The sequence below is a fragment of the Lichenicola sp. GTC18331 genome (assembly GCF_055386855.1).
In genome coordinates, this window is record NZ_AP045015.1 from 1,636,791 (window position 1) to 1,656,601 (window position 19,811).

19 protein-coding genes are annotated in these 19,811 nt (G+C 68.0%); 10 read left to right on the forward strand and 9 right to left on the reverse strand.

The window, feature by feature from the left end; all coding sequences use genetic code 11:
- Nucleotides 1–53: 53 nt before the first annotated feature.
- Nucleotides 54–1,130, forward strand: coding sequence for a LacI family DNA-binding transcriptional regulator (locus tag ACZ5BM_RS07575; protein WP_498911144.1), 1,077 nt, complete (start codon nt 54–56; stop codon nt 1,128–1,130).
- Here the strand turns inward: ACZ5BM_RS07575 and ACZ5BM_RS07580 are convergent.
- Complete coding sequence (locus tag ACZ5BM_RS07580; protein ID WP_498911146.1) at nt 1,063–1,698, reverse strand: hypothetical protein; 636 nt, start codon at nt 1,696–1,698, stop codon at nt 1,063–1,065. The two genes, ACZ5BM_RS07575 and ACZ5BM_RS07580, sit on opposite strands and share 68 nt — an antisense overlap.
- A 122-nt stretch (nt 1,699–1,820) precedes the next feature.
- Between ACZ5BM_RS07580 and ACZ5BM_RS07585 the strand changes: the two genes are divergently transcribed.
- Nucleotides 1,821–2,984, forward strand: a complete 1,164-nt coding sequence (locus ACZ5BM_RS07585; protein WP_498911148.1) for an iron-containing alcohol dehydrogenase — start codon at nt 1,821–1,823, stop codon at nt 2,982–2,984.
- A 55-nt stretch (nt 2,985–3,039) separates the two neighbouring features.
- Here the strand turns inward: ACZ5BM_RS07585 and ACZ5BM_RS07590 are convergent, their stop codons facing one another.
- The 4 genes from ACZ5BM_RS07590 to ACZ5BM_RS07605 form a co-directional block, all read right to left on the reverse strand.
- Nucleotides 3,040–4,005 (reverse strand): 3-hydroxyacyl-CoA dehydrogenase family protein, encoded by a 966-nt coding sequence (locus ACZ5BM_RS07590; protein WP_498911150.1) that lies wholly within the window; start codon nt 4,003–4,005, stop codon nt 3,040–3,042.
- 6 nt (nt 4,006–4,011) lie between these two features.
- Nucleotides 4,012–4,785: a triose-phosphate isomerase family protein gene (locus ACZ5BM_RS07595; protein ID WP_498911152.1), complete on the reverse strand. Its 774-nt coding sequence runs from the start codon at nt 4,783–4,785 to the stop codon at nt 4,012–4,014.
- A 2-nt stretch (nt 4,786–4,787) separates the two neighbouring features.
- Complete coding sequence (locus ACZ5BM_RS07600) at nt 4,788–6,500, reverse strand: dihydroxyacetone kinase family protein (protein ID WP_498911154.1); 1,713 nt, start codon at nt 6,498–6,500, stop codon at nt 4,788–4,790.
- 69 nt (nt 6,501–6,569) lie between these two features.
- On the reverse strand, nt 6,570–7,526 hold the full coding sequence (locus ACZ5BM_RS07605; protein ID WP_498911156.1) for a sugar phosphate isomerase/epimerase family protein: 957 nt from the start codon (nt 7,524–7,526) through the stop codon (nt 6,570–6,572).
- 130 nt (nt 7,527–7,656) lie between these two features.
- On the opposite strand from ACZ5BM_RS07605, the gene ACZ5BM_RS07610 reads away from it, so the two are divergent.
- From ACZ5BM_RS07610 to yjfF, 5 genes are all read left to right on the forward strand, one after another.
- Nucleotides 7,657–8,607 carry a type 2 periplasmic-binding domain-containing protein gene (locus ACZ5BM_RS07610; protein ID WP_498911157.1) on the forward strand — a complete coding sequence of 317 codons (951 nt, stop codon included), beginning with the start codon at nt 7,657–7,659 and terminating at the stop codon, nt 8,605–8,607.
- Nucleotides 8,608–8,715: 108 nt separating this feature from the next.
- Nucleotides 8,716–9,876 carry a galactofuranose ABC transporter, galactofuranose-binding protein YtfQ gene (ytfQ, locus tag ACZ5BM_RS07615; RefSeq protein ID WP_498911159.1) on the forward strand — a complete coding sequence of 387 codons (1,161 nt, stop codon included), beginning with the start codon at nt 8,716–8,718 and terminating at the stop codon, nt 9,874–9,876.
- A 13-nt stretch (nt 9,877–9,889) separates the two neighbouring features.
- Nucleotides 9,890–11,422 carry a sugar ABC transporter ATP-binding protein gene (locus tag ACZ5BM_RS07620; protein ID WP_498911161.1) on the forward strand — a complete coding sequence of 511 codons (1,533 nt, stop codon included), beginning with the start codon at nt 9,890–9,892 and terminating at the stop codon, nt 11,420–11,422.
- Entirely contained in the window at nt 11,419–12,480 is a 1,062-nt protein-coding gene (locus ACZ5BM_RS07625) for an ABC transporter permease (protein ID WP_498911163.1), read from the forward strand. Before ACZ5BM_RS07620 ends, ACZ5BM_RS07625 begins: the two co-directional genes overlap by 4 nt.
- Complete coding sequence (yjfF, locus tag ACZ5BM_RS07630; RefSeq protein WP_498911165.1) at nt 12,477–13,451, forward strand: sugar ABC transporter permease; 975 nt, start codon at nt 12,477–12,479, stop codon at nt 13,449–13,451. Before ACZ5BM_RS07625 ends, yjfF begins: the two co-directional genes overlap by 4 nt.
- On the opposite strand, the gene ACZ5BM_RS07635 is transcribed toward yjfF, so the two are convergent.
- Nucleotides 13,381–14,265: a FadR/GntR family transcriptional regulator gene (locus ACZ5BM_RS07635; protein ID WP_498911167.1), complete on the reverse strand. Its 885-nt coding sequence runs from the start codon at nt 14,263–14,265 to the stop codon at nt 13,381–13,383. The two genes, yjfF and ACZ5BM_RS07635, sit on opposite strands and share 71 nt — an antisense overlap.
- Nucleotides 14,266–14,450: 185 nt before the next feature.
- Between ACZ5BM_RS07635 and ACZ5BM_RS07640 the strand changes: the two genes are divergently transcribed.
- Entirely contained in the window at nt 14,451–15,374 is a 924-nt protein-coding gene (locus tag ACZ5BM_RS07640; protein WP_498911169.1) for a dihydrodipicolinate synthase family protein, read from the forward strand.
- 123 nt (nt 15,375–15,497) lie between these two features.
- On the opposite strand, the gene ACZ5BM_RS07645 is transcribed toward ACZ5BM_RS07640, so the two are convergent.
- The gene (locus ACZ5BM_RS07645; RefSeq protein WP_498911171.1) at nt 15,498–16,454 is read right to left on the reverse strand and encodes a threonine/serine dehydratase; all 957 of its coding nucleotides are present in this window, start codon (nt 16,452–16,454) and stop codon (nt 15,498–15,500) included.
- Between the two features lie 140 nt (nt 16,455–16,594).
- Between ACZ5BM_RS07645 and ahcY the strand changes: the two genes are divergently transcribed.
- Nucleotides 16,595–17,896: an adenosylhomocysteinase gene (gene ahcY / locus ACZ5BM_RS07650; protein WP_498911173.1), complete on the forward strand. Its 1,302-nt coding sequence runs from the start codon at nt 16,595–16,597 to the stop codon at nt 17,894–17,896.
- Between the two features lie 152 nt (nt 17,897–18,048).
- Nucleotides 18,049–18,423, forward strand: a complete 375-nt coding sequence (locus ACZ5BM_RS07655) for a hypothetical protein (protein WP_498911175.1) — start codon at nt 18,049–18,051, stop codon at nt 18,421–18,423.
- Nucleotides 18,424–18,468: 45 nt separating this feature from the next.
- Here the strand turns inward: ACZ5BM_RS07655 and ACZ5BM_RS07660 are convergent, their stop codons facing one another.
- Nucleotides 18,469–19,110, reverse strand: a complete 642-nt coding sequence (locus ACZ5BM_RS07660) for a phosphoribosylanthranilate isomerase (protein WP_498911177.1) — start codon at nt 19,108–19,110, stop codon at nt 18,469–18,471.
- Nucleotides 19,100–19,807, reverse strand: coding sequence for a beta/alpha barrel domain-containing protein (pyrF, locus tag ACZ5BM_RS07665; protein ID WP_498911179.1), 708 nt, complete (start codon nt 19,805–19,807; stop codon nt 19,100–19,102). The genes ACZ5BM_RS07660 and pyrF overlap by 11 nt, the downstream gene beginning before the upstream one ends.
- Between the last annotated feature and the right edge of the window lie 4 nt (nt 19,808–19,811).

Genomic DNA, 19,811 nt, shown 5'->3' on the forward strand with positions numbered 1-19,811 from the left:
GGAGGCACCTCGCCTCCGGGCCGTTCAAACGGGGAGGACCGATCCTGGCGACCATGCTGGAGGTGGCGCGCCACGCCGGCGTCACGGTGTCCACCGTGTCGCATGTGGTGAACAACACGCGGCACGTGCAACCCGACACGCGCGCGGCAGTCGAAGCGGCCATCGTCGCCACGGGCTACGTGCCGAACATGCTGGCCCGGTCGCTGGCCAGAAGCGGCGCCCGCACCAACACGCTCGGCCTCGCCATCTCCGCCGTGTCCAACCCGTATTTCATCGAACTGGTGCAATCCATCCTGCACGCATGCTCCGAGCGCGGCGTCATGGTGTTCCTGGCCGACACCAACGAGGATCCCGACCAGGAACTCAGCGTGGTGCGCTCGTTCCATCACCGGCGGGTCGACGGCATCCTGCTCGCCGCCGCAGGGACGAAAGCGCCCTGGCCGACGTTGGACTATCTCGCCTCGGTCAAGCTCCCCACCGTGCTGGTGGACCGGATCGTGCGCGATGATTTCAGCCAGACCGGTAGCGACAACGCCGAGGGCATGCGCCTGCTGGTCTCGCACCTGCACGCGCTCGGCCATCGCCGCATCGGGCTGATCAGCGGCCAGCCCGGCATCGCCACCACCGAACAGCGCGTCGCCGCCTTTCGTCAGCTCACGAACGCGCCGGATGATCTGGTGGAAGACGGCACCGTCGACGTGGCCGCCGCGCGACGGGCCGGAGCCCGGCTTCTGTCGCACACCGAACGACCGAGCGCGGTGATCGCCGCCAACAACCATTCCACCATCGGCCTGATGCAGGCGGTGCACGATGCCGGGCTGTCGGTGCCGCACGACCTCGCCATCGCCGGATTCGACGATTTCGAATGGGCCGCGAGCTTCCATCCGCGCCTCACCGTGGTCGCGCAACCGGTGGACCGGATCGGCCAGACCGCCCTGTCGCTGATGGAAACGGCGATTGCCGACCCGACCGCACCGCCCCGCACCGTCACCTATGCGCCGACCCTGGTGGTGCGCGATTCCTGCGGCACCAACCTGCCCGCGGCACTGCTCCGGACGCCGCTCAGGCTTTCGCCGCGCCGCCCCCCTCCCGCCAATCGCCCGACTGCCCGTCCTCGCCCAACAGGTTGAGCTGCCCGCTGGCCCGCGCATGACGCATCGGCGCCGCATCCAGCGGGATCGGCCAGAAGCACTCCGCATGCCCGTCCTCGCCGTGCAGAGCCAGGAACACCACGCGCTCGGTGCCCCCGGCCTCGTCCACCTCCAGCGCGAAGCGGAACACCAGCCCGGCGGTGATGTCGACATGGAGCGCCAGCGCCATCTGCCGTGCCTCTTCGCCGTAGCGCCGCAAAGTCCGGCGCGTCGGCTCTTCGGCCGAACCGCGAAAGAACCGCACATCCACATCGCCGATGCGGAAGATGAAACGGCTGGACGAATCCCGGATGCTCAGCCACGGATGCGCGCCCTCGTCCGCGGCACGCCGCAAACGCTTGCGCCCGAACGCATAGGCGCGGCACCCCACGGACCAGCCATCGTCCCCCAGCCTGGGCTGAGCGAGCCGCACGGCGTCCGCACGGGCCTCCGCCAGCATCCGGGCGCAGAATTTCAGCCGCTCTTCCTTCAGGGACGGATGGATCTCCCAGGGCAGCCGCAGCGGAACGGGTTCGGTCTGGGGAAACAGCGACGGCGATTCGCTCATGCGCCGGAGTCTAGCACCGCTTCCCGTCCCGGCGGGAAGCGAGATCCCGTTCGCCCCATCGTGTTCGGCCCCGGGCTCGCCCCGCGCGCCCGCTGACGGCAAGCTCGGGAAAACGGGAGGCCATGACCATGCGACCCTTCGATTTCCAGGTGCCGCGCCAGATCCGCTTCGGCGCCGGTCTCGCCGCCAAGCCGCCCACGGAGGTCACCGCCCTGCTCGGCCCGCGCGTGCTGCTGGTCACCGATAACGGCGTGCGAAAGCTCGGCCTCGCCGACCCGTTCGTGGCCGCCTTGCAGGAAACCGGCGCCGAGATCGCCCTCTTCTCCGACGTGCTGCCGGAACCGCCGGACGACAACGTCCACGCCGCCGTCGCCATGGCCAGGGAGATGCGCGCCACCGGCGTGGTCGGGTTCGGCGGCGGCTCGGCGATGGACGTCGCCAAGCTCGCGGCGCTGATCGCCGGCGGCGGCGAAGCACTCGAGGCGATCTATGGCGTCAACCTGGCGAAGGGACCGCGCCTGCCGCTCCTGCTGGTGCCCACCACCGCCGGCACCGGCTCCGAAGCGACGCCCGTCGCGATTCTCACCGCAGGCGGCAGCAAGAAAGGCGTCTCGTCCCGGCTGCTGATCCCCGACATCGCCCTGCTGGACCCGGATCTCACCCTCGGCCTGCCGCCCGCCATCACCGCCGCCACCGGTCTCGACGCGATGATCCACGCCATCGAGGCGCACAGCTCGGCAGCGCCCAGCGCAAACCCGATCTCGCGCGGTCTGGCGCGGGAATCCCTCCGCCTGCTCGGCGCCAATCTGCAGCGCGCCGTGTCGGACGGCAGCGACGCGTCGGCGCGCGGCGCCATGCTGCTCGGCTCCTGCATGGCCGGGCAGGCCTTCGGCAACGCGCCGGTGGCGGCAGTGCATGCGCTGGCCTATCCGATCGGCGCACGCTTCCATGTGCCGCACGGGGTGTCCACCACGCTGATGCTGTGTCCGGTGATGCGGTTCAATCTTACCGCCTGCGCCGACGATTATGCGGAGATCGCCTCGGACGTCTCGCCGCCTCTGCTCGACATTCCGCCCCCGCAGCGCGCCGAAACCCTGATCGACACGCTGCACGCTTTGGCCCGGTCGGTGAGGCTTCCGACCACGCTGCGCGAGATCGGCGTCACCGAAAGCGATCTTCCACAGATGGCGGACGACGCCATGCTGCAAACCCGCCTGCTGGTGAACAATCCCCGCCCGGTCACGCGCGAGGATGCGCTGGCGATCTATCGCGACGCGCTCGGATGAACACGAAAACGCGCGGCCCGAACAGGCCGCGCGTCGTTTCGCTGCGAGGACGCTCTTATCGCTCCAGCGGCGAGGGCCCCAGCTCTTCCAGAAGCTGCGCCATGCGCGCATAGGCCTTGTTGCGATACGCAACCAGCTTCGCCGCCATCTCCGGATCGAATGTGCCGTAGAAGCCTTCGCCGTTCTTCACGCCGTACTTGCCCCCCGCCACCAGCGACTTCAGCAGTTCCGGCGTCGCCAGACGTTCGCCGAACGAATCCTCGAACGTCTTGAAGCAGTTCGCATACACATCGAGTCCGGCCATGTCGGCGATCGCGAACGGCCCGAAGAACGGCAAGCGAAAACCGAAGGTGGAGCGGACGATGGTGTCCACATCCTGCGCCGTGGCGATGCCTTCCTCGACGATCGAATTGCTTTCCTTCAGCAACACGTATTGCAGACGGTTCAAAACGAAGCCGGGCACGTCGGCCACTTCCGCGCTGGACCGCCTGGCCCGTCGCAGCATGTCCTTCACCACCGGGATCACCGCCGGATCGGTCGCCTCGCCGGACACCAGCTCGACACCCGGAATGAACGGCGCCGGGTTGGAGAAATGCACCGTCAGGAAGCGTTCCGGATTCGTCACCGCCGTCACCAGCAGCTTCACCGGCAGGGTGGAGGTGTTGGTGCCGATGATCGCATCCGGCCGCGCGGCGGCACAGATGCGGCGCAGCACGTCGTGCTTGATCGACGGCACCTCCGGGACCGCTTCCTCGACGAAATCGACGTCGCGCACGGCGTCCTCGATCGACGGGGCGGTACGCAGATTGGCGGTGATCGCGGCGGTGGATCCGGCCGGAAACAGTCCCTGCGCCTCGAACTCGCCCGCTTCGCGCAGCAGACGCTCGAGCGACGCCTCGGTGGCCTCGGCGGACACGTCGGCCAAGGTCACGGAGATCCCGGCAGCGGCGAGCGACTGCGCGATGCCGCCGCCCATATAGCCGGCGCCGATCACCGCGGCGGTTCTGATGGTTTCGATCATTCTTGTTTATCCGGCGTGAGAAAGAGAAGAAACGCAATCGCCCGCTTCCGCGAGCACGCGGCGAAGATTGTCGATGTCGTGCGCGAACCGGCCCAGGAACAAGCCGTCCACCGCACCATCGAGTTGCTGCAACAGCCCGGGGCCGGCGCTGCCGCCATAGATCAGGCGCGTTCCGGCGCGATCGCTCAGCGCCGCACGCAGACCGGCGCCGACCGCACGAATGAAATCGGGCCCGGCCGGTTCGGCGGCGCCGATCGCCCAGACCGGCTCCCACGCCACCACCAGCGGCGAAGCGGGATCGGTGCCCTCGGTCGCGGCCCGGAACTGCGCCATGCAGGCCGCAACCGCCGCCTCCGGTTCCATGCGCTCGTGCTCGCCGATGCACAGCACCGGAACCAGACCCGCACGAAGGGCAGCGACGGTCTTCTTGTTGACCACATCATCGGTTTCGCCGAACAGACGACGACGCTCGGCATGGCCGATCTCCACCATCCGGCAACCGGCCTCGACCAGCATCGGCGGCGAGATCTCGCCGGTGAAGGCGCCCGCATCTTCCCAGAACACGTCCTGCGCACCCAGCATCACCGGCGTGCCGGCCAGGCTTTCACGCGCATCCTGCAGGGAGACGAAGGTGGGGATCACGAACAGGTCGACCCCGTCCGGCAGAGCGTCCGCCGCCATCGCGGCAAGCGCATCCATCCAGCGCCTCGTCTGCGCCAGACCCATATACATCTTGAGGCTGACACCGACGATCGCACGGCGCCCGTTCACGCTCGCCATCCTCACTGCTCGTTGATCGTGTCGCCGATGGTGCGCGCGGCCAGCGCGAACGACACCGCACCGGCATCGCGATGCCCCTTGCTGCGATCCTCGTGGATGCGCGCACGCCCCAGCTTCGGCATCAGATCGGCCGTGGCGTTGGCGGCGTTGAACGCACGCTCGGTCGCATGCGCCCAGGCGACCTTGATCGGCTCCCGGCGTTCCAGATCCGCCGCCAGGGTTTCCGCGAACGGCGCGAACGCATCCACCAGCGTCTTGTCGCCCGGACGCGCCCCACCCAGACGCATCACCGCTTCCAGCGCGCCCGTCGCCGCCTCGCGGATCTGCGTCGCGGTGGGACGTTCGCGATCGTTCAGCGCCGTGCTGGCGGTTTGCAGACCAAGCCCCCAGATCACGCCGGAGGTTCCCCCGGCACGCGCCGCCCAGGCATCGGCCGCTGCCGCCAGGACGCCGGCAGCGCCGGCCCCCGCCTCGGACGCCTTTGCGGCGGCATCGGCGCCCGCCTGGGAGCCTCGCGTCATGCCCTGGCCATGGTCGCCATCACCGGCCAGGGCATCGATCCGGCCCAGCTCGGCCTCCGCGCTCCGCAGCGTGGCGGCAAGGCGCGCCAGGGCCAGCGTCATGATCTTACCCGCCGCCTGGCCCTCCGGCGTCGCGTCGGGAAATGACATCCGGCCTTCATCGTCCGGCGGCAAAGCCGGCGCCCGTTCGGCCGCCGGCACGGTGCCGACACGCAAGGCCGCGGAATCGCACGGCGCCAGCCAGAGCGGCTCCAGCTCCTCGTCGAGCCAGGTGATACTCAGCGAGCAACCTTCCATGTCCAGGCTGGTGACGTATTCGCCCACCAGCGGCGCCACCGCCGTGAGTCCGGCTTTCTCCAGCGCAGCACTCACGAACGTCCATAGAACGAACAACTCCTCGTATTTGGTGCCGCCGAGACCGTTCAGCAGAACCGCCGCCCGCCCGGACGCACCCGGCGGCGCTTCCTCGACCAGGCGATCCACCAGAAGCTGCGCCAGCTCCGAGGCCGGCAGGATCGCGGTTTCCTTCACACCCGGCTCGCCATGAATGCCGAGGCCGATCGCCATGAGCCCTTCCGCCACGGTGAACAGCGACTCATGCGCGCCAGGCAGGGTGCAGCCGCCGAACGCCACACCGAAGGAGCGGGTGCGCGCATTGGCGTGGCGGGCCAGACGCTCCACCTCATCCAAAGAGGCACCCGCCTCGGCGGCCGCCCCGGCGATCTTGAACACAGGAATGTCGCCCGCCACGCCACGACGGCGCGCGGTATCGTCCGCCGCGGCGCTCGCTACGTCGTCGGTGACCGCCAGCACACGCACATCGTAGCCGTCGGCGCGAAGCTGCTGTGCCGCAAAGCCGAAATTCAGCACGTCACCGGCATAGTTGCCGAATCCGAGCAGGATTCCGCCACCGCGATGCGCCTTGCGCGCCACGGACGCGACCAGACGCGTGGCCGGCGAAGCGAACACGTCGCCCGCCACCGCCGCATCGGCAAGACCATGCCCGACATAACCGGCGAAAGCCGGATAATGGCCGCTGCCGCCGCCGATCACCACGGCGACCTTGCCCTCCGGGGTCGCGGTGGAGCGCAGCACGCCGCCCGGCACCGGACGCACGAGGCGCTCATACACGGCGCAATACCCCCGCACGGCGGTATCGGCAAAGCTCTCGGCAGTTTCAACGATATGAGTCATGGTCCTGGCTTTCTGTCCCCGCGAGGGGAAACAACATCGACGGAGGCGTTCTCGGAATCGCTGGGCGCGTCAGCGAAAAACCGGCTCCTTCGGCAGAATGCGACGCAGATACGCGCGATTGCTGGCGCTCACACTCAGACCGTCGCCGCCGTAATGCTCGCAACAGAACGCGCCGCGGAAGCCATGCGCGATCGCCTGCTTCACCGCGACTCGATAGTTGATCAGACCCGTCTCGAGCGGCGCCGGCGCGCTGAGATACACATCCTTGCTCTCGTCGACGATGCGCAGATAGTTCTTCACATGCCAGTAGCGCACGAACGGCATCGTCTTCTCGACCATGCTCGCCCAATGCTCGACCGGGCGATGCAGACGGATCAGATTGCCGAGATCGGGGTTCAGACCGACGGCGGGGTGGTTCACGTCGCGCACGAACTGCACGGCACCGTCGGCGGTGCCGATATAGGTGTCCTCGTACATCTCCAGCGCGATATCGAGACCGTTCCGCTCCGCGTGCGCACCGAGTTCGCGCATCCCGTCCACGGCGCGGCGATACACCGCCGGATCGTCGGGGTTGCGATAGCCGTCCACGGTCCAGAACCACAGAACCTGCTTCTGCGCATCGGTCAGCGGCCCGAACAAACCGAAACACACGGTGCGTGCGCCCAGATCGGCCGCCGCATCGATCACGCGATGACAGTATTCGAGATATTCGCCGCCACGCTCGGGATCGATGATTGAGCGGCGCGCGGTGGAGATCGCCGGCACCGTCAGCCCGGCCGCCTTCAGCGCGGTCTTGAATTCGTCACGGCGCGCCTGCGTCAGATCGGCGACGCGCAGCCAGCAATCGGTGGGATCGATCTCGGTGAAGCCCGCATCGGCGATCTCGCCCATGGTCGCGGCCCAGGCTTCCGCGCTCTGCTCCTGCACGGAAGACCCGTCCGGCAGGACGTTGGCGTATTGGATCATCGCCGCGGCGATCGGCCAGTTCTCGCGCGTCATCGCACCGTTTGCGTCGATCTCGGCCACCGTCTCGCTCTCCCCCAGGACGCGGCACGTTAAGCGCCCGCGGTTTTGTCAGACAAGACTAGGGTTTTGGTGACATGTCCGTCTAATTGCAAGATAGAGGTGATCCATACCGTTTCTGATATGGATCGCCATGGAACGCCGCCGCCTGCCGCCCCAATGGTTTCTCCAGAGCCGCCTGCGCCTACGGCACCTGCAAGTGCTGGTGGCACTCGCCCGGCACGGCAAGCTGCACAAGGCGGCGGATCAGGTCGGCTTGTCCCAGCCTGCGGCCTCCAAGCTGTTGATCGATCTGGAAACCGCCCTGGAGCAACCCTTGTTCGAGCGCCGCAGCCGCGCGCTCGAGCCCAACGCGTTCGGCGCCATCCTCACCCGCCGGGCGCAGGCGATCATGGCCGAGCTGGAAGGTGCCCGGGACGAGATCAACGCGCTCCAGGACGGCCATCTCGGCCGCGTCGCGATCGGTTCGATCGACGCGCCCGCCATCCTCACCGTCACGCGCGCCGTGGCGCAGGCACAAACGCTCTACCCGCGCATGGAAGTCGAGGTGCAGGCCGAATCCAGCGGCGTGCTGCTGGAGCGTCTGGTCGCCGGTCAGCTCGACATGGTGCTCGGCCGTCCGACCGGCGGCGAACATGCCGGGCTGATCACCTATCGCGAGATCGCCGACGAATCGCTGCTGCTGATCGGCCGGATCGGCCACCCGCTCGCCCGCCGAACGCGGCTGGCGCCGGCAGAACTGCGCGACGAACACTGGATCCTCCAGGCGCAAGGCTCGCGTCTGCGCGCCCGCGTCGACGCCATGTTCCACGAGGCCGGTCAAACGCCGCCGCAGCGCATCGTCAGCGCCAACTCCCTGCTGATGACCCTGGCCTACGTCACCGGCACGGATGCGATCAGCATAGTCTCGGAGGCGGTGGCACGGCAGCAGGCGGCCTGCGGCCAAGTCTGCATCCTGCCCCTGTCCGCCGAGGTCTCGGCCGGACGCTACGGGCTGATCCTGCCCGCGCACCGGCCGCTCTCGCCGGCGGCGGCGACAATGATCCGCCTGCTTTTTCCGACCGAGACGACCGAGCAGTCGTGAAACGCCGCACTGCCCTGCGGACACCTCCGGCCATTTTGTCAGACAAGCAGTTGCCTCCGTCCCGCGTTCGGCGGATGCTGGCGTCAGCGGAAGAACCGTTCGCGTTTTTTGCAGCGCAGCACGAGCGAGACGAAAAGCGGGAGGTTCCACGTCAGGTCGGAAGGTTCATCGCACATCCGCTATCATGGTATTTTACTATTTTTGAACGGGTGCTACGAGAACCGGGCTCAAACCAAACATCGCGACGGCGAAGCACCGTCGGAACACGATCCGAAGAAGATCGAAACGGGGAGAAACAGAATGGGTATCAGGAGCGTGATGCTGCCTGCGGCGATCGCAGCGACGCTGTGCGCCGGCGGCGTGGCCAGGGCCGAGGGGCTGACGGTCGGCTTCTCGCAGATCGGTTCGGAATCCGGCTGGCGCGCGGCGGAAACCACCGTCACCAAGGAAGAAGCCAAGAAGAACGGCGACACCGTCAAGATCGCCGACGCCCAGCAGAAACAGGAAAACCAGATCAAGGCGATCCGCTCCTTCATCGCCCAGGGCGTGGACGGCATCTTCCTGGCTCCGGTGGTCGCCACCGGCTGGACGCAGGTGCTGACCGAGGCCAAGGACGCCAAGATCCCGGTGATCCTGCTCGACCGCGACATCGATCCGGCCGACAAGGCGCTCTATCTCACCGCCGTCACCTCCGACAGCGTGCACGAAGGCACCGTCGCCGGCGACTGGCTGGTGAAGCAGGTGGGCTCCAAGCCCTGCAACGTGGTCGAGATCGAAGGCACCGTCGGCGCTTCCGTCGCCGCCAACCGCAAGAAGGGCTTCGACGACGCCGTCGCCAAGGACCCGAACATCAAGATCGTCCGCTCCGAAACCGGCGACTTCACCCGCTCGCAAGGCAAGCAGGTGATGGAAAGCTTCATCAAATCCGTCGGCGGCAACAACATCTGTGCGGTCTACGCGCATAACGACGACATGATGATCGGTGCCATCCAGGCGATGAAGGAAGCCGGGCTGAAACCGGGCAAGGACATCCTGACCGTGTCGGTCGATTCCGTCCCCGACATGTTCAAGGCGATGATGGCCCACGACGCCAACGCCACCGTCGAACTCACCCCCGACATGGCCGGCCCCGCCTTCCAGGCGCTCAACGCCTACAAGAAGTCCGGCACCGTTCCGCCGAAATGGATCGAAACCAAGTCGACCCTGCACACGTCGCAGGACAGCGACCTGCAGCAGATCTACGACGAGAAAAAGAACCTCGGCTACTGATCGGGCCGACACGATGAATGCCAGCCCCAACGCGGAAATCCTGCTCGAAATCCGCGGCCTGTCCAAGAGCTTCGGCGCGATCCAGGTGCTGCACGGGGTCGATCTCGTGCTGCGCGCGGGCGAAATCCATGCCCTGCTCGGCGAGAACGGGGCTGGCAAATCGACCTTGATCAAGACCGTCACCGGCGTGCAGGGACGTGACGCCGGAACGGTGAGGCTGTGCGGACGAGAGATCGCCCCGCGCACCACGGAAGAAGCGGTGGCGGCCGGCCTCGCCACCGTCTACCAGGAAGTGAACCTGCTGCCGAACCTGTCGGTGGCGCAGAACCTCTTCCTGGGTCGCCAACCCACGCGTTTCGGCGTGGTGCAAGGCGGGGTCATGCGCAAACGCGCCCGTGTGCTGCTGCAGGAATTCGGGCTCGACATCGATCCGGCCCGTCCACTCGGCTCCTATTCGGTCGCGGTGCAGCATATCTGCGCGATCGCCCGCGCGGTGGATCTGTCCGCACGCGTGCTGATCCTCGACGAACCCACCGCCAGCCTCGACGCGCACGAAGTCGAGATCCTGCTCGGCGTGATGCGCGATCTCGCCGCACGCGGCCTCGCCATCCTGTTCGTCACGCATTTCCTCGATCAGGTCTATGCGGTGTGCGACCGCATCACCGTGCTCCGCAACGGCCGCCTTGTCGGCGAGCGCGAGAAGACCACGCTGCCGCGCATGGACCTGATCCACATGATGCTCGGTCGCGCGCTCGAACATTCCGTATCCACGCGCGAAGCCGGACGCGCGCTCGGCGAGCGCATCGGCGAATTCCGTAACATGAGCCGTCGCGGATCGATCGATCCGTTCGATCTCGACCTGCATCGCGGCGAAGTGGTCGGTCTCGCCGGCCTGCTCGGCTCCGGCCGCACCGAAACCGTCCGGCTGGTGTTTGGCGCCGACAAGGCCGACACCGGCACCACGCAACTCGACGGCAAGACAGCCCGCCTGCAGTCCCCGCGCGACGCGCTGCGCCGACGCATCGGCTACTGCCCGGAAGAACGCAAGACCGAAGGCATCGTCGCCGAACTCACCGTGCGCGAGAACATCATCCTCGCCCTCCAGGCGCGGCGCGGCATGTGGCGGCCGATCCCCCGTCGCGAACAGGACGCGATCGCCAAGCGCTTCATCAAGGCGCTCGACATACGCCCGCCCGATCCGGAACGTCCGATCGGCCTGCTCTCCGGCGGCAACCAGCAGAAGGCGCTGTTGGCGCGCTGGCTCGCCACGGAACCGCGCATCCTGATCCTCGACGAACCCACACGCGGCATCGATGTCGGCGCGCATGCCGAGATCATCCAGCTCATCCGCAAACTCTGTGAAGACGGCCTGGCACTGCTGGTCGTCTCCTCCGAGCTCGACGAGATCGTCACCTATGCCGATCGCGTCATCGTGCTGCGCGATCGCAAGCAGGTCGCCAGCCTGGCAGGAGAATCCGTGACCGTATCCTCCATCCTGGCGGCGATCGCATCCGACGACACCGCGACCACGGAGCAGGTGGCATGAGCGGCGCGATACGCACGGCGTCGGCCGACACGCGCCGTATGCCGCGCATTCCCCGCGCGGCCCTGCCGCAGATCGTCGCCCTGGTCGCCATCCTCGCCATCGACCGCATCGTCTCGCCCGGCTTCTTCGATATCCGCATGAGCGGCGGCCGCCTGTTCGGCAGCGTCATCGACGTGCTCAATCACGGCGCGCCGGTCGCGATGCTCTCGCTCGGCATGGTGCTCGTCATCGCCACGGGCGGCATCGACCTGTCCGTCGGCGCGGTGATGGCCATCAGCGGCGCCGTCGCCGCCACGCTCGCGGGCGAACCGCTGGTCGTCACCCTCGGCGCCTCCCTGCTGATCGGCCTTCTCTGCGGCGTATGGAACGGCATCCTGGTCGCGTTCCTGCGCATCCAGCCGATCGTCGCCACCCTGATCCTGATGGTCGCAGGCCGCGGCGTGGCGCAACTCATCACCGGCGGACGCATCCTCACCTTCTCCGATCCCGGCCTGTCCTGGTTCGGCGGCGGATCGGTGCTCGGCGTGCCGGCCGCGGTGGTGGTCACGGCCGGCGCCGTCGTCGTCACCGGCCTGCTGGTGCGCGGCACAGCGCTCGGCCTGATGGTCGAAGCCACAGGCGGCAATGCCCGCGCCAGCCGCCTCGCCGGCATCGAGACGCGCGGCATGACGGTCGCGGTCTATGCCTGGTCCGGCGTGTGCGCCGCCGTCGCCGGCATCCTGGTCGCCGCCGACATTCTCGGCGCGGACGCCAACAATGCGGGTCTCTATCTCGAACTCGACGCCATTCTCGCGGTGGTGATCGGCGGCACGTCGCTGCTGGGCGGACGCTTCTCCATCGGTCTCGCCGTGGTCGGCGCGCTGATCATCCAGTCCATGAACACGGGCATCCTCCTGTCCGGCCTGCCGGCGGAATTCAACCTCGTGGTGAAGGCGGTCGTGGTGCTCGCTGTGCTGCTGGCCCAGGCGCCGCGCCTGCGCACCCTGTTCGGCAGAAGCCCGCCCGCACCGAAACCGGCCGCACAGGCCGCGACACCCCAGCAGGGAGCACAGCCATGAGGCGACTGCCGGTGATCGTCACCACGATCGTCTTCCTGCTCGGCTTCACGCTCTGCGGATTCCATTTCCGCCATTTCGCCTCCACACGCGTGGTCGCGGACCTGCTCACGGACAACGCCTATCTCGGCGTGCTCGCCGTGGGCATGACCTTCGTCATCATTTCGGGCGGCATCGATCTCTCGGTCGGCGCCGTGCTCGGCTTCACCACCGTGTTCCTGGCCCTGGCGATCGGGCACTGGGGCATCCCCGCACCGCTCGCCTTCGTCATGGTGCTGGCCCTTTCGGCCGCGTTCGGCGCCGTCATGGGCGCGCTGATCCAGTATCTCGACATGCCGCCCTTCATCGTGACCCTCGCCGGCCTGTTCCTGGCCCGCGGCGGCGCGTTCCTGCTGTCCACACAGTCCATTCCGGTGAATTCGCCGTTCTACAACGCGCTGGTCGGCTTCCGCCTGCATCTGCCCGGCGGCGGACAGATCCCCTTCATCACCATGCTCATGCTGCTGGTGTTCGTGGTGTTCGGCGTGCTGCTGCATCTCACCCGCTTCGGCGCCAACGTGTATGCGCTCGGCGGCAGCCGCAGCTCGGCGACGCTGATGGGCATTCCCGTCGCCCGCACCACCATCCGCGTCTACATGCTCTCTTCGCTGCTGGCCGGGCTGTCGGGCATCATCTTCTCGATCTACACCTCGTCCGGCTATTCGCTGTCCGGCGTCGGCAACGAGCTCGACGCCATCGCGGCCGTGGTGATCGGCGGCACGCTGCTGTCCGGCGGCGTCGGCACCCTGTTCGGTTCCTTCGTCGGCGTGATGATCGAGGGGCTGATCCAGACCTACATCACCTTCGACGGCAACCTGTCCTCGTGGTGGGCCAAGATCGTCACCGGCGCGCTTCTGTTCGCCTTCATCGCGTTCCAGCAGATCCTGTCCGGGGGCCTGCTGTCTTCGCTGCGCCGGAAGCCCGCTTCCGCCTGACCGGCTTCGGCGTCCCCGCCTCCTCCGCGCCGGCGGGAAACGAGAACACCTCCAGCCGGGCCAGCGGCGAAGGCTGGTCGCCGCCGGCATTGGTCCAGCCCTGGCGGATCGCCAGCATCATCGCGTCGCTGGCCGCCTGCGGGTCGCGACGCTCGATCGCCTCCACGATCGCGGCGTGCTGCTCATGAACCTTGCGCGCCAGCGCCGCGTCGCGGTCCGGCGCGCTGAGCTGGAACGAGGCCGACAGCGCCGCCCCCGTCACCGCCGCTAGCGACGCCATGAACGCATTGCCCGACAGGCCCAGAATCAGGCTGTGGAACGCCACATCGGCCCGCACGAACCCTTCCCCGCAGCCGGAATGGCTCCGCATCTCTTCCAGCAACGCCCGCAGCCGCGCCAGATCGGCGTCCGAGTGATGCGTCGCCGCCAGCGCCGCCGCCAAGGGCTCCACGCTCTGCCGGATCTCCACCAGCATGGACAGCATCCAGCGCGGCATGCCCGCCTCCAGACGCCATTCCAGCACGTCGGCGTCGAACATGTTCCAGTGCGACCGGTCCAGGACGCGCGTACCCACGCGCGCACGCGCCGCGATCAGCCCCTTGGCCGTCAGCGTCTGGATCGCCTCGCGGATGGTCGTGTGCGACACGCCCAGCTCCGCCATCAGCTCGTCCTTGGACGGCAGCAGAGAGCCTTCGGGATAATCGCCGCGCACGATGGCCGAGCCGATCTTGCCGAACGCCAGATCGTGCATGGCCCGGCGGCGACGCACGGGCGCATCGACGGGAATCGCGGAACGGCGCGGTCGCTCTGTCATCGACGAACTTTCCTGGCAGGACGAACCGCAACACCGGTCTCCCTCGTTATAGCGCGTGACCACCGGCTGGGAACCGATCCCCCAGCCTCGGCCCCAGCGCCAGTCATGGACGCGACGCGCCGCCGGATTGTTCCCCGATGCGATCCGCATTAAGCAGACAAATCATATCCGGGGAGAAAAACGCTATGATCCGGCCTGCCCGCTTCCGCGGCGTGTTCCCCGTGGTGCCGACCATCTTCGACGAGACGGGCGCGCTCGATCTCGACGGGCAGCGCCGCGCGGTGGATTTCATGATCGATGCCGGCTCCGACGGCCTCTGCATCCTCGCCAATTTCTCCGAGCAGTTCGCCCTTTCGGACGCGGAACGCACCCTGCTCGCCCGCACCATCCTGGATCATGTCGCAGGCCGCGTGCCGGTGATCGTCACCACCACCCACTTCTCCACGCAGATCTGCGCCGAGCGTTCGCACGAAGCCCAGGCGATGGGCGCGTCGATGGTGATGATCATGCCGCCTTATCACGGCGCCACCATCCGGGTGCCGGAAGCCGGCATCGAGCGCTTCTTCCAGACGGTCTCCGACGCGATCCGCATCCCGGTCATGATCCAGGACGCACCGGTCAGCGGCACCGCCCTGTCGGCTCCCCTGCTGGCCCGCATGGCGAAAGAGATCGAGCAGGTCTGCTACTTCAAGATCGAAGTCCCCATGGCCGCCGCCAAATTGCGCGAACTGATCGCGCTCGGCGGCGACGCCATCGAGGGCCCGTGGGACGGCGAGGAGGCCATCACCCTGATGGCCGATCTCGATGCCGGCGCCACGGGAGCGATGACCGGCGCCGGCTTTCCGGACGGCATCCGCGCCATCGTCGACGCCCATGCCGCCGGCGACCGCGAAGAAGCCGCCGCCGCCTATGCGCGCTGGCTGCCGCTGATCAATCACGAGAACCGCCAATGCGGCCCTCAGGCGGCAAAGATCCTGATGCAGGAAGGGGGGATCATCGGCTGCGACGCCCCCCGCGCCCCGGTCGCCCCGCTGCATCCCGAGACACGCGCCGGGCTGATCGAGATCGCGCGGCGACTCGATCCGTTGGTGCTGCGCTGGGGGACGTGATGTTCTTTCTTGAAAGAAAGAACCAAAGAACTTCTGTCCGTTTGGCAACGCTCCAGACGAACACTCATACCAAACGGACAAAAGTCTTTTTGCTTCTTTTTCTTCAGAAAAAGAACACCCTCCCTAGTGTTTCAGAACCCACCGCCCGAACAACGCCAGATCGATATTCCCCCCACACAGCACCACACCCACGCGCCGCCCACGCTGCTGTTCACGCTCGCCCAGAAGAGCCGCCAGCGGCGCCGCACCGGCCCCTTCCGCTAGATTATGCGTGTCGGTCCAGTAGGCCCGGATGGCGTCCGCGATCGCATCGTCCGAAACGGTCACGATCCGCGACGCCCCGCCGCTTATGATCCGCAGCGCCTCCGGGTCCGGCACCCGCACCGCCAGCCCGTCGGCCAGCGTGTCGGCCCTGTCCAGATGCACCGGCCGCCCTTCCGCGAAGGAGCGCGCATAGCAAGGCGCGCCCTCGCTCTGCACACCGACGATCTCGGTCGAAAGCCCCAGCAGATCGCGGCACAGAATGGCGCCGCAGATCCCCGAACCGAGCCCGATCGGCACATACAGCACGTCCAGAGCCGGCGCGCCGCGAAACAGCTCCAGCGCCCAGGTCGCCACGCCCAGCACCAGATCGGGATGGAACGACGGCGCGAACCGAAGCCCGCGCTCCGCCGCCAGACGCATCGCCTCCCCACGCGCGGCATCGAAATCCGCGCCATGCTCGACCAGCTCGGCGCCCAAGGCCCGCATGGCCGCGTTCTTTTCCGCGCTGTTGCCGTGCGGAACGACGATGGTCACCGGTACGCCGAAACGCCGCCCGGCGAAGGCGAGGGACTGGCCGTGATTGCCGCGCGTGGCGGAAATCAGCCCGTTCGGCGCCGCCCCGTCGCGCGCCACACGCTCCACATGGATCAGCCCGCCGCGCACCTTGAAGGCGCCGGTCGGGGTATGGTTCTCGTGCTTGACCCAGCACTCCGTTCCGACCCGCGCGCTCAGCAGCGGCCAGTCATAGTGAGGCGTGCCGGGAAACACCCGATGCACCGCCTCCAGGGCGACTTCCAGCTCGGCGAGCGTGAACATAAGGCGGCGATCCTCCAGCGACGAGCCGCCATTCTGCGCAGGTGCCACCTCACCCGGCCAGACGCCCTTCCTTCCGCTTTGCGCCACCCCGCGATATATCCGCGCCCAACACGACGCGCGAACAAGGATCGGACGGCATCATGAGCCAGACGCAGGACTTCAAGGTCAAGGACATCAGCCTCGCCGGCTGGGGCCGCAAGGAAATCTCCATCGCCGAAGGCGAGATGCCCGGCCTGATGGCGCTGCGCGAGGAATTCGGCGCATCGCAGCCGCTCAAGGGCGCGCGCATCGCCGGCTGCCTGCACATGACCATCCAGACCGCCGTGCTGATCGAGACCCTGATCGCGCTCGGCGCGACGGTCCGCTGGTCCTCCTGCAACATCTTCTCCACCCAGGATCAGGCCGCGGCCGCGATCGCCGAGGCCGGCATTCCGGTGTTCGCCTGGAAGGGCCTGTCGGAAGAAGAGTTCTGGTGGTGCATCGAGCAGACCGTGCGCGGTCCGGATGGCTGGACGCCGAACATGATCCTCGATGACGGCGGCGACCTCACCGTGCTGATGCACGACAAGTATCCCGAGCTGCTCGCCGACGTGCGCGGCATCTCCGAGGAAACCACCACCGGCGTGCATCGCCTGTGGGAGATGGCCAAGAAGGGCACGCTCAAGGTGCCGGCCATCAACGTCAACGACAGCGTCACCAAGTCCAAGTTCGACAACCTCTACGGCTGCCGCGAGAGCCTGGTGGACGCGATCCGTCGCGGCACCGACGTCATGATGGCCGGCAAGGTCGCCGTGGTCGCCGGCTACGGCGACGTGGGCAAGGGCTCGGCCGCCTCGCTGCGCAACGCAGGCTGCCGCGTGCTGGTCACCGAAGCCGACCCGATCTGCGCCCTTCAGGCGGCAATGGAAGGCTACGAGGTCGTCACCATGGAGAAGGCCGCCCCGCGCGGCGACATCTTCGTGACCGCCACCGGCAACATCGACGTCATCACCGTCGACCACATGCGCGCCATGAAGCACCGCGCCATCGTCTGCAATATCGGCCATTTCGACTCCGAGATTCAGATCGAGGGCCTGCGCAACTTCCGCTGGGACAACGTCAAGCCACAGGTGGACGAGGTCGAATTCCCGGACGGCAAACGCCTCATCGTCCTGTCCGAAGGCCGCCTGGTGAACCTCGGCAACGCCACCGGCCACCCGTCCTTCGTGATGTCGGCCTCCTTCACCAACCAGACCCTGGCCCAGATCGAGCTGTGGACCGCGCCGGAAGGAAAGTACGAGCGCAAGGTCTACACCCTGCCCAAGGCGCTGGACGAAAAGGTCGCCGCCCTCCATCTGGCCAAGGTCGGCGCCGAGCTGACCCGCCTGTCGCAGGCCCAGGCGGAGTATATCGGCCTGGAGTCCAACGCCGGCCCGTTCAAGCACGACCTCTACCGCTACTGATCCGTCCCACCGCCGCCCGGTCCGTCCGGGCGGCGGCGGCGATCACGAATCGCGGCGGATACGATCCCGACACGTTGCCGCCTTTGTTTCGTCCAGATCGGCGCCTTATCTCCACATGCCGGCTCAACTGACCGCCGGAGAGGGAGATGTCGATGCGTAGGTCCATGCTGCTCGCCGCTGCCGCCGTGCTCGGTCTGGCAGGCACCACCATCGCCGCGCAGCCGGCCCATGCCTGGGGCGGCTATTATCGCGGCGGCTGGGGCGGTTACCATCACGGCTGGGGTGGCGGCTATTACCACCACGGCTGGGGTGGCGCGGGCGTCGGACTCGGCGTCGGACTCCTGGCCGGCGCTGCCATCGGTGCCGCCGCAGCCGCACCGTATGGCGGTTACGGTTATGGCTATCCGGCTTATTCCTATGCCCCGCCGCCGCCCCCGCCGGTCTACGTCGCCCCGGCCCCGGTCTACGGCTACGCAGCCCCAGCGCCCGTGGTCGTCACCCCGTCCTACGGCTATTACGGCTACTGATCGTGGCCCCACCGCGCGGCTCACCCCGCGCGGTTCGCGTTTGAACTACGCCTTGCCGCGCGCCGCCCTGACGAACGCCGCGATCATCCCGGCACCCTTCCGACCCGGTGCGTTTTCCACACCGGACGACACGTCCACCGCCCGAGCGCCGCTCTGCCGCACCGCTTCGGCCACGTTGTCCGGCCGCAATCCGCCCGCCAACAGCCAGGGCGACGGCGCTTGCCAACCGGCAGTGATCCGCCAATCGAACCCCTGCCCGTTGCCCCCCGGCCGATCCGCCCCTTCAGGCGGGCGCGATTCCACCACCAGCCCGTCCAGCCCGGTCTCCGCTGGCAGGTCCTCTGCCCGATCCACGCCGATCGCCCGCCAGACCGGCGCCCCCACACGTGCCCGGATCGCCGTGCAACGCGCCGCATCGTCGTAGATCTGCAGGATCGCCCCCGGCAGCGCCGCGCACACGGCGTCGACCTCGGCGTCGCTCGGCTTCACCAGCAGCCCGACCACCCCCACCGTGTCCGGCACAAGCTGGCGCAACGCCATCGCCGTTCCGACCGATACGCAGCGCGGCGAGCGCGGAAAGAACACGAACCCGACCCAGTCGGCACCGGCCTGAACCGCCGCATCCACCGTGTCCGGCTCGGACAGGCCGCAAATCTTGACCCGGACCCGCCCGGCCTCAGCCGGCATCGAGCTCGGCCGCCACCGCGCGCGCAGCGGCAGCGGGGTCGGCGGCTCCCGTGATCGGACGGCCGACCACGATCCAGTCCGCACCCGCACGCGCCGCCTCGCCCGGCGTCATCACCCGCTTCTGGTCGCCCTGCGCCGCACCCGCCGGACGAATCCCCGGCACCACCAGACAGGGCGCGCCGCCCAGCGTATCGCGCAAAGCCGAAACCTCGTGCGGACTGCACACCAGCCCGTCCGCCCCGGATTGCATCGCCAGCCGGCCCAGACGCAGCACCTGCTGCCGCGGCCCACCGGCCACGCCCACCCCATGCAGCGATTCCGCATCCAGGCTGGTCAGCACCGTCACCGCCAGCAGGATCGGCCGCTCGCCCTCCGGAAACCCGTCATCCACCGCCCGGCGCGCCGCCTCGATCATCGCCGCACCGCCGCCGGCATGGATCGTCAGCATCGCCGGACGCACAGGCGCCAGCGCGCGCAGCGCACCCGCCACGGTGTTGGGGATGTCGTGCAGCTTCAGGTCCAGAAACAACGGCCGCGTGCCAGCCACCGCCCGCACCGCATCGAACCCGCGTGCATAGGTGAATTCCAGCCCCAGCTTCAGCACGTCGCAGCTCCGGCCGGCCGCATCGGCCCAGGCGCTCGCCTGTCCGGCGTCGGTGGTGTCGAGCGCCAGGATCAGCTTGGTACGACGGGTCACCGAA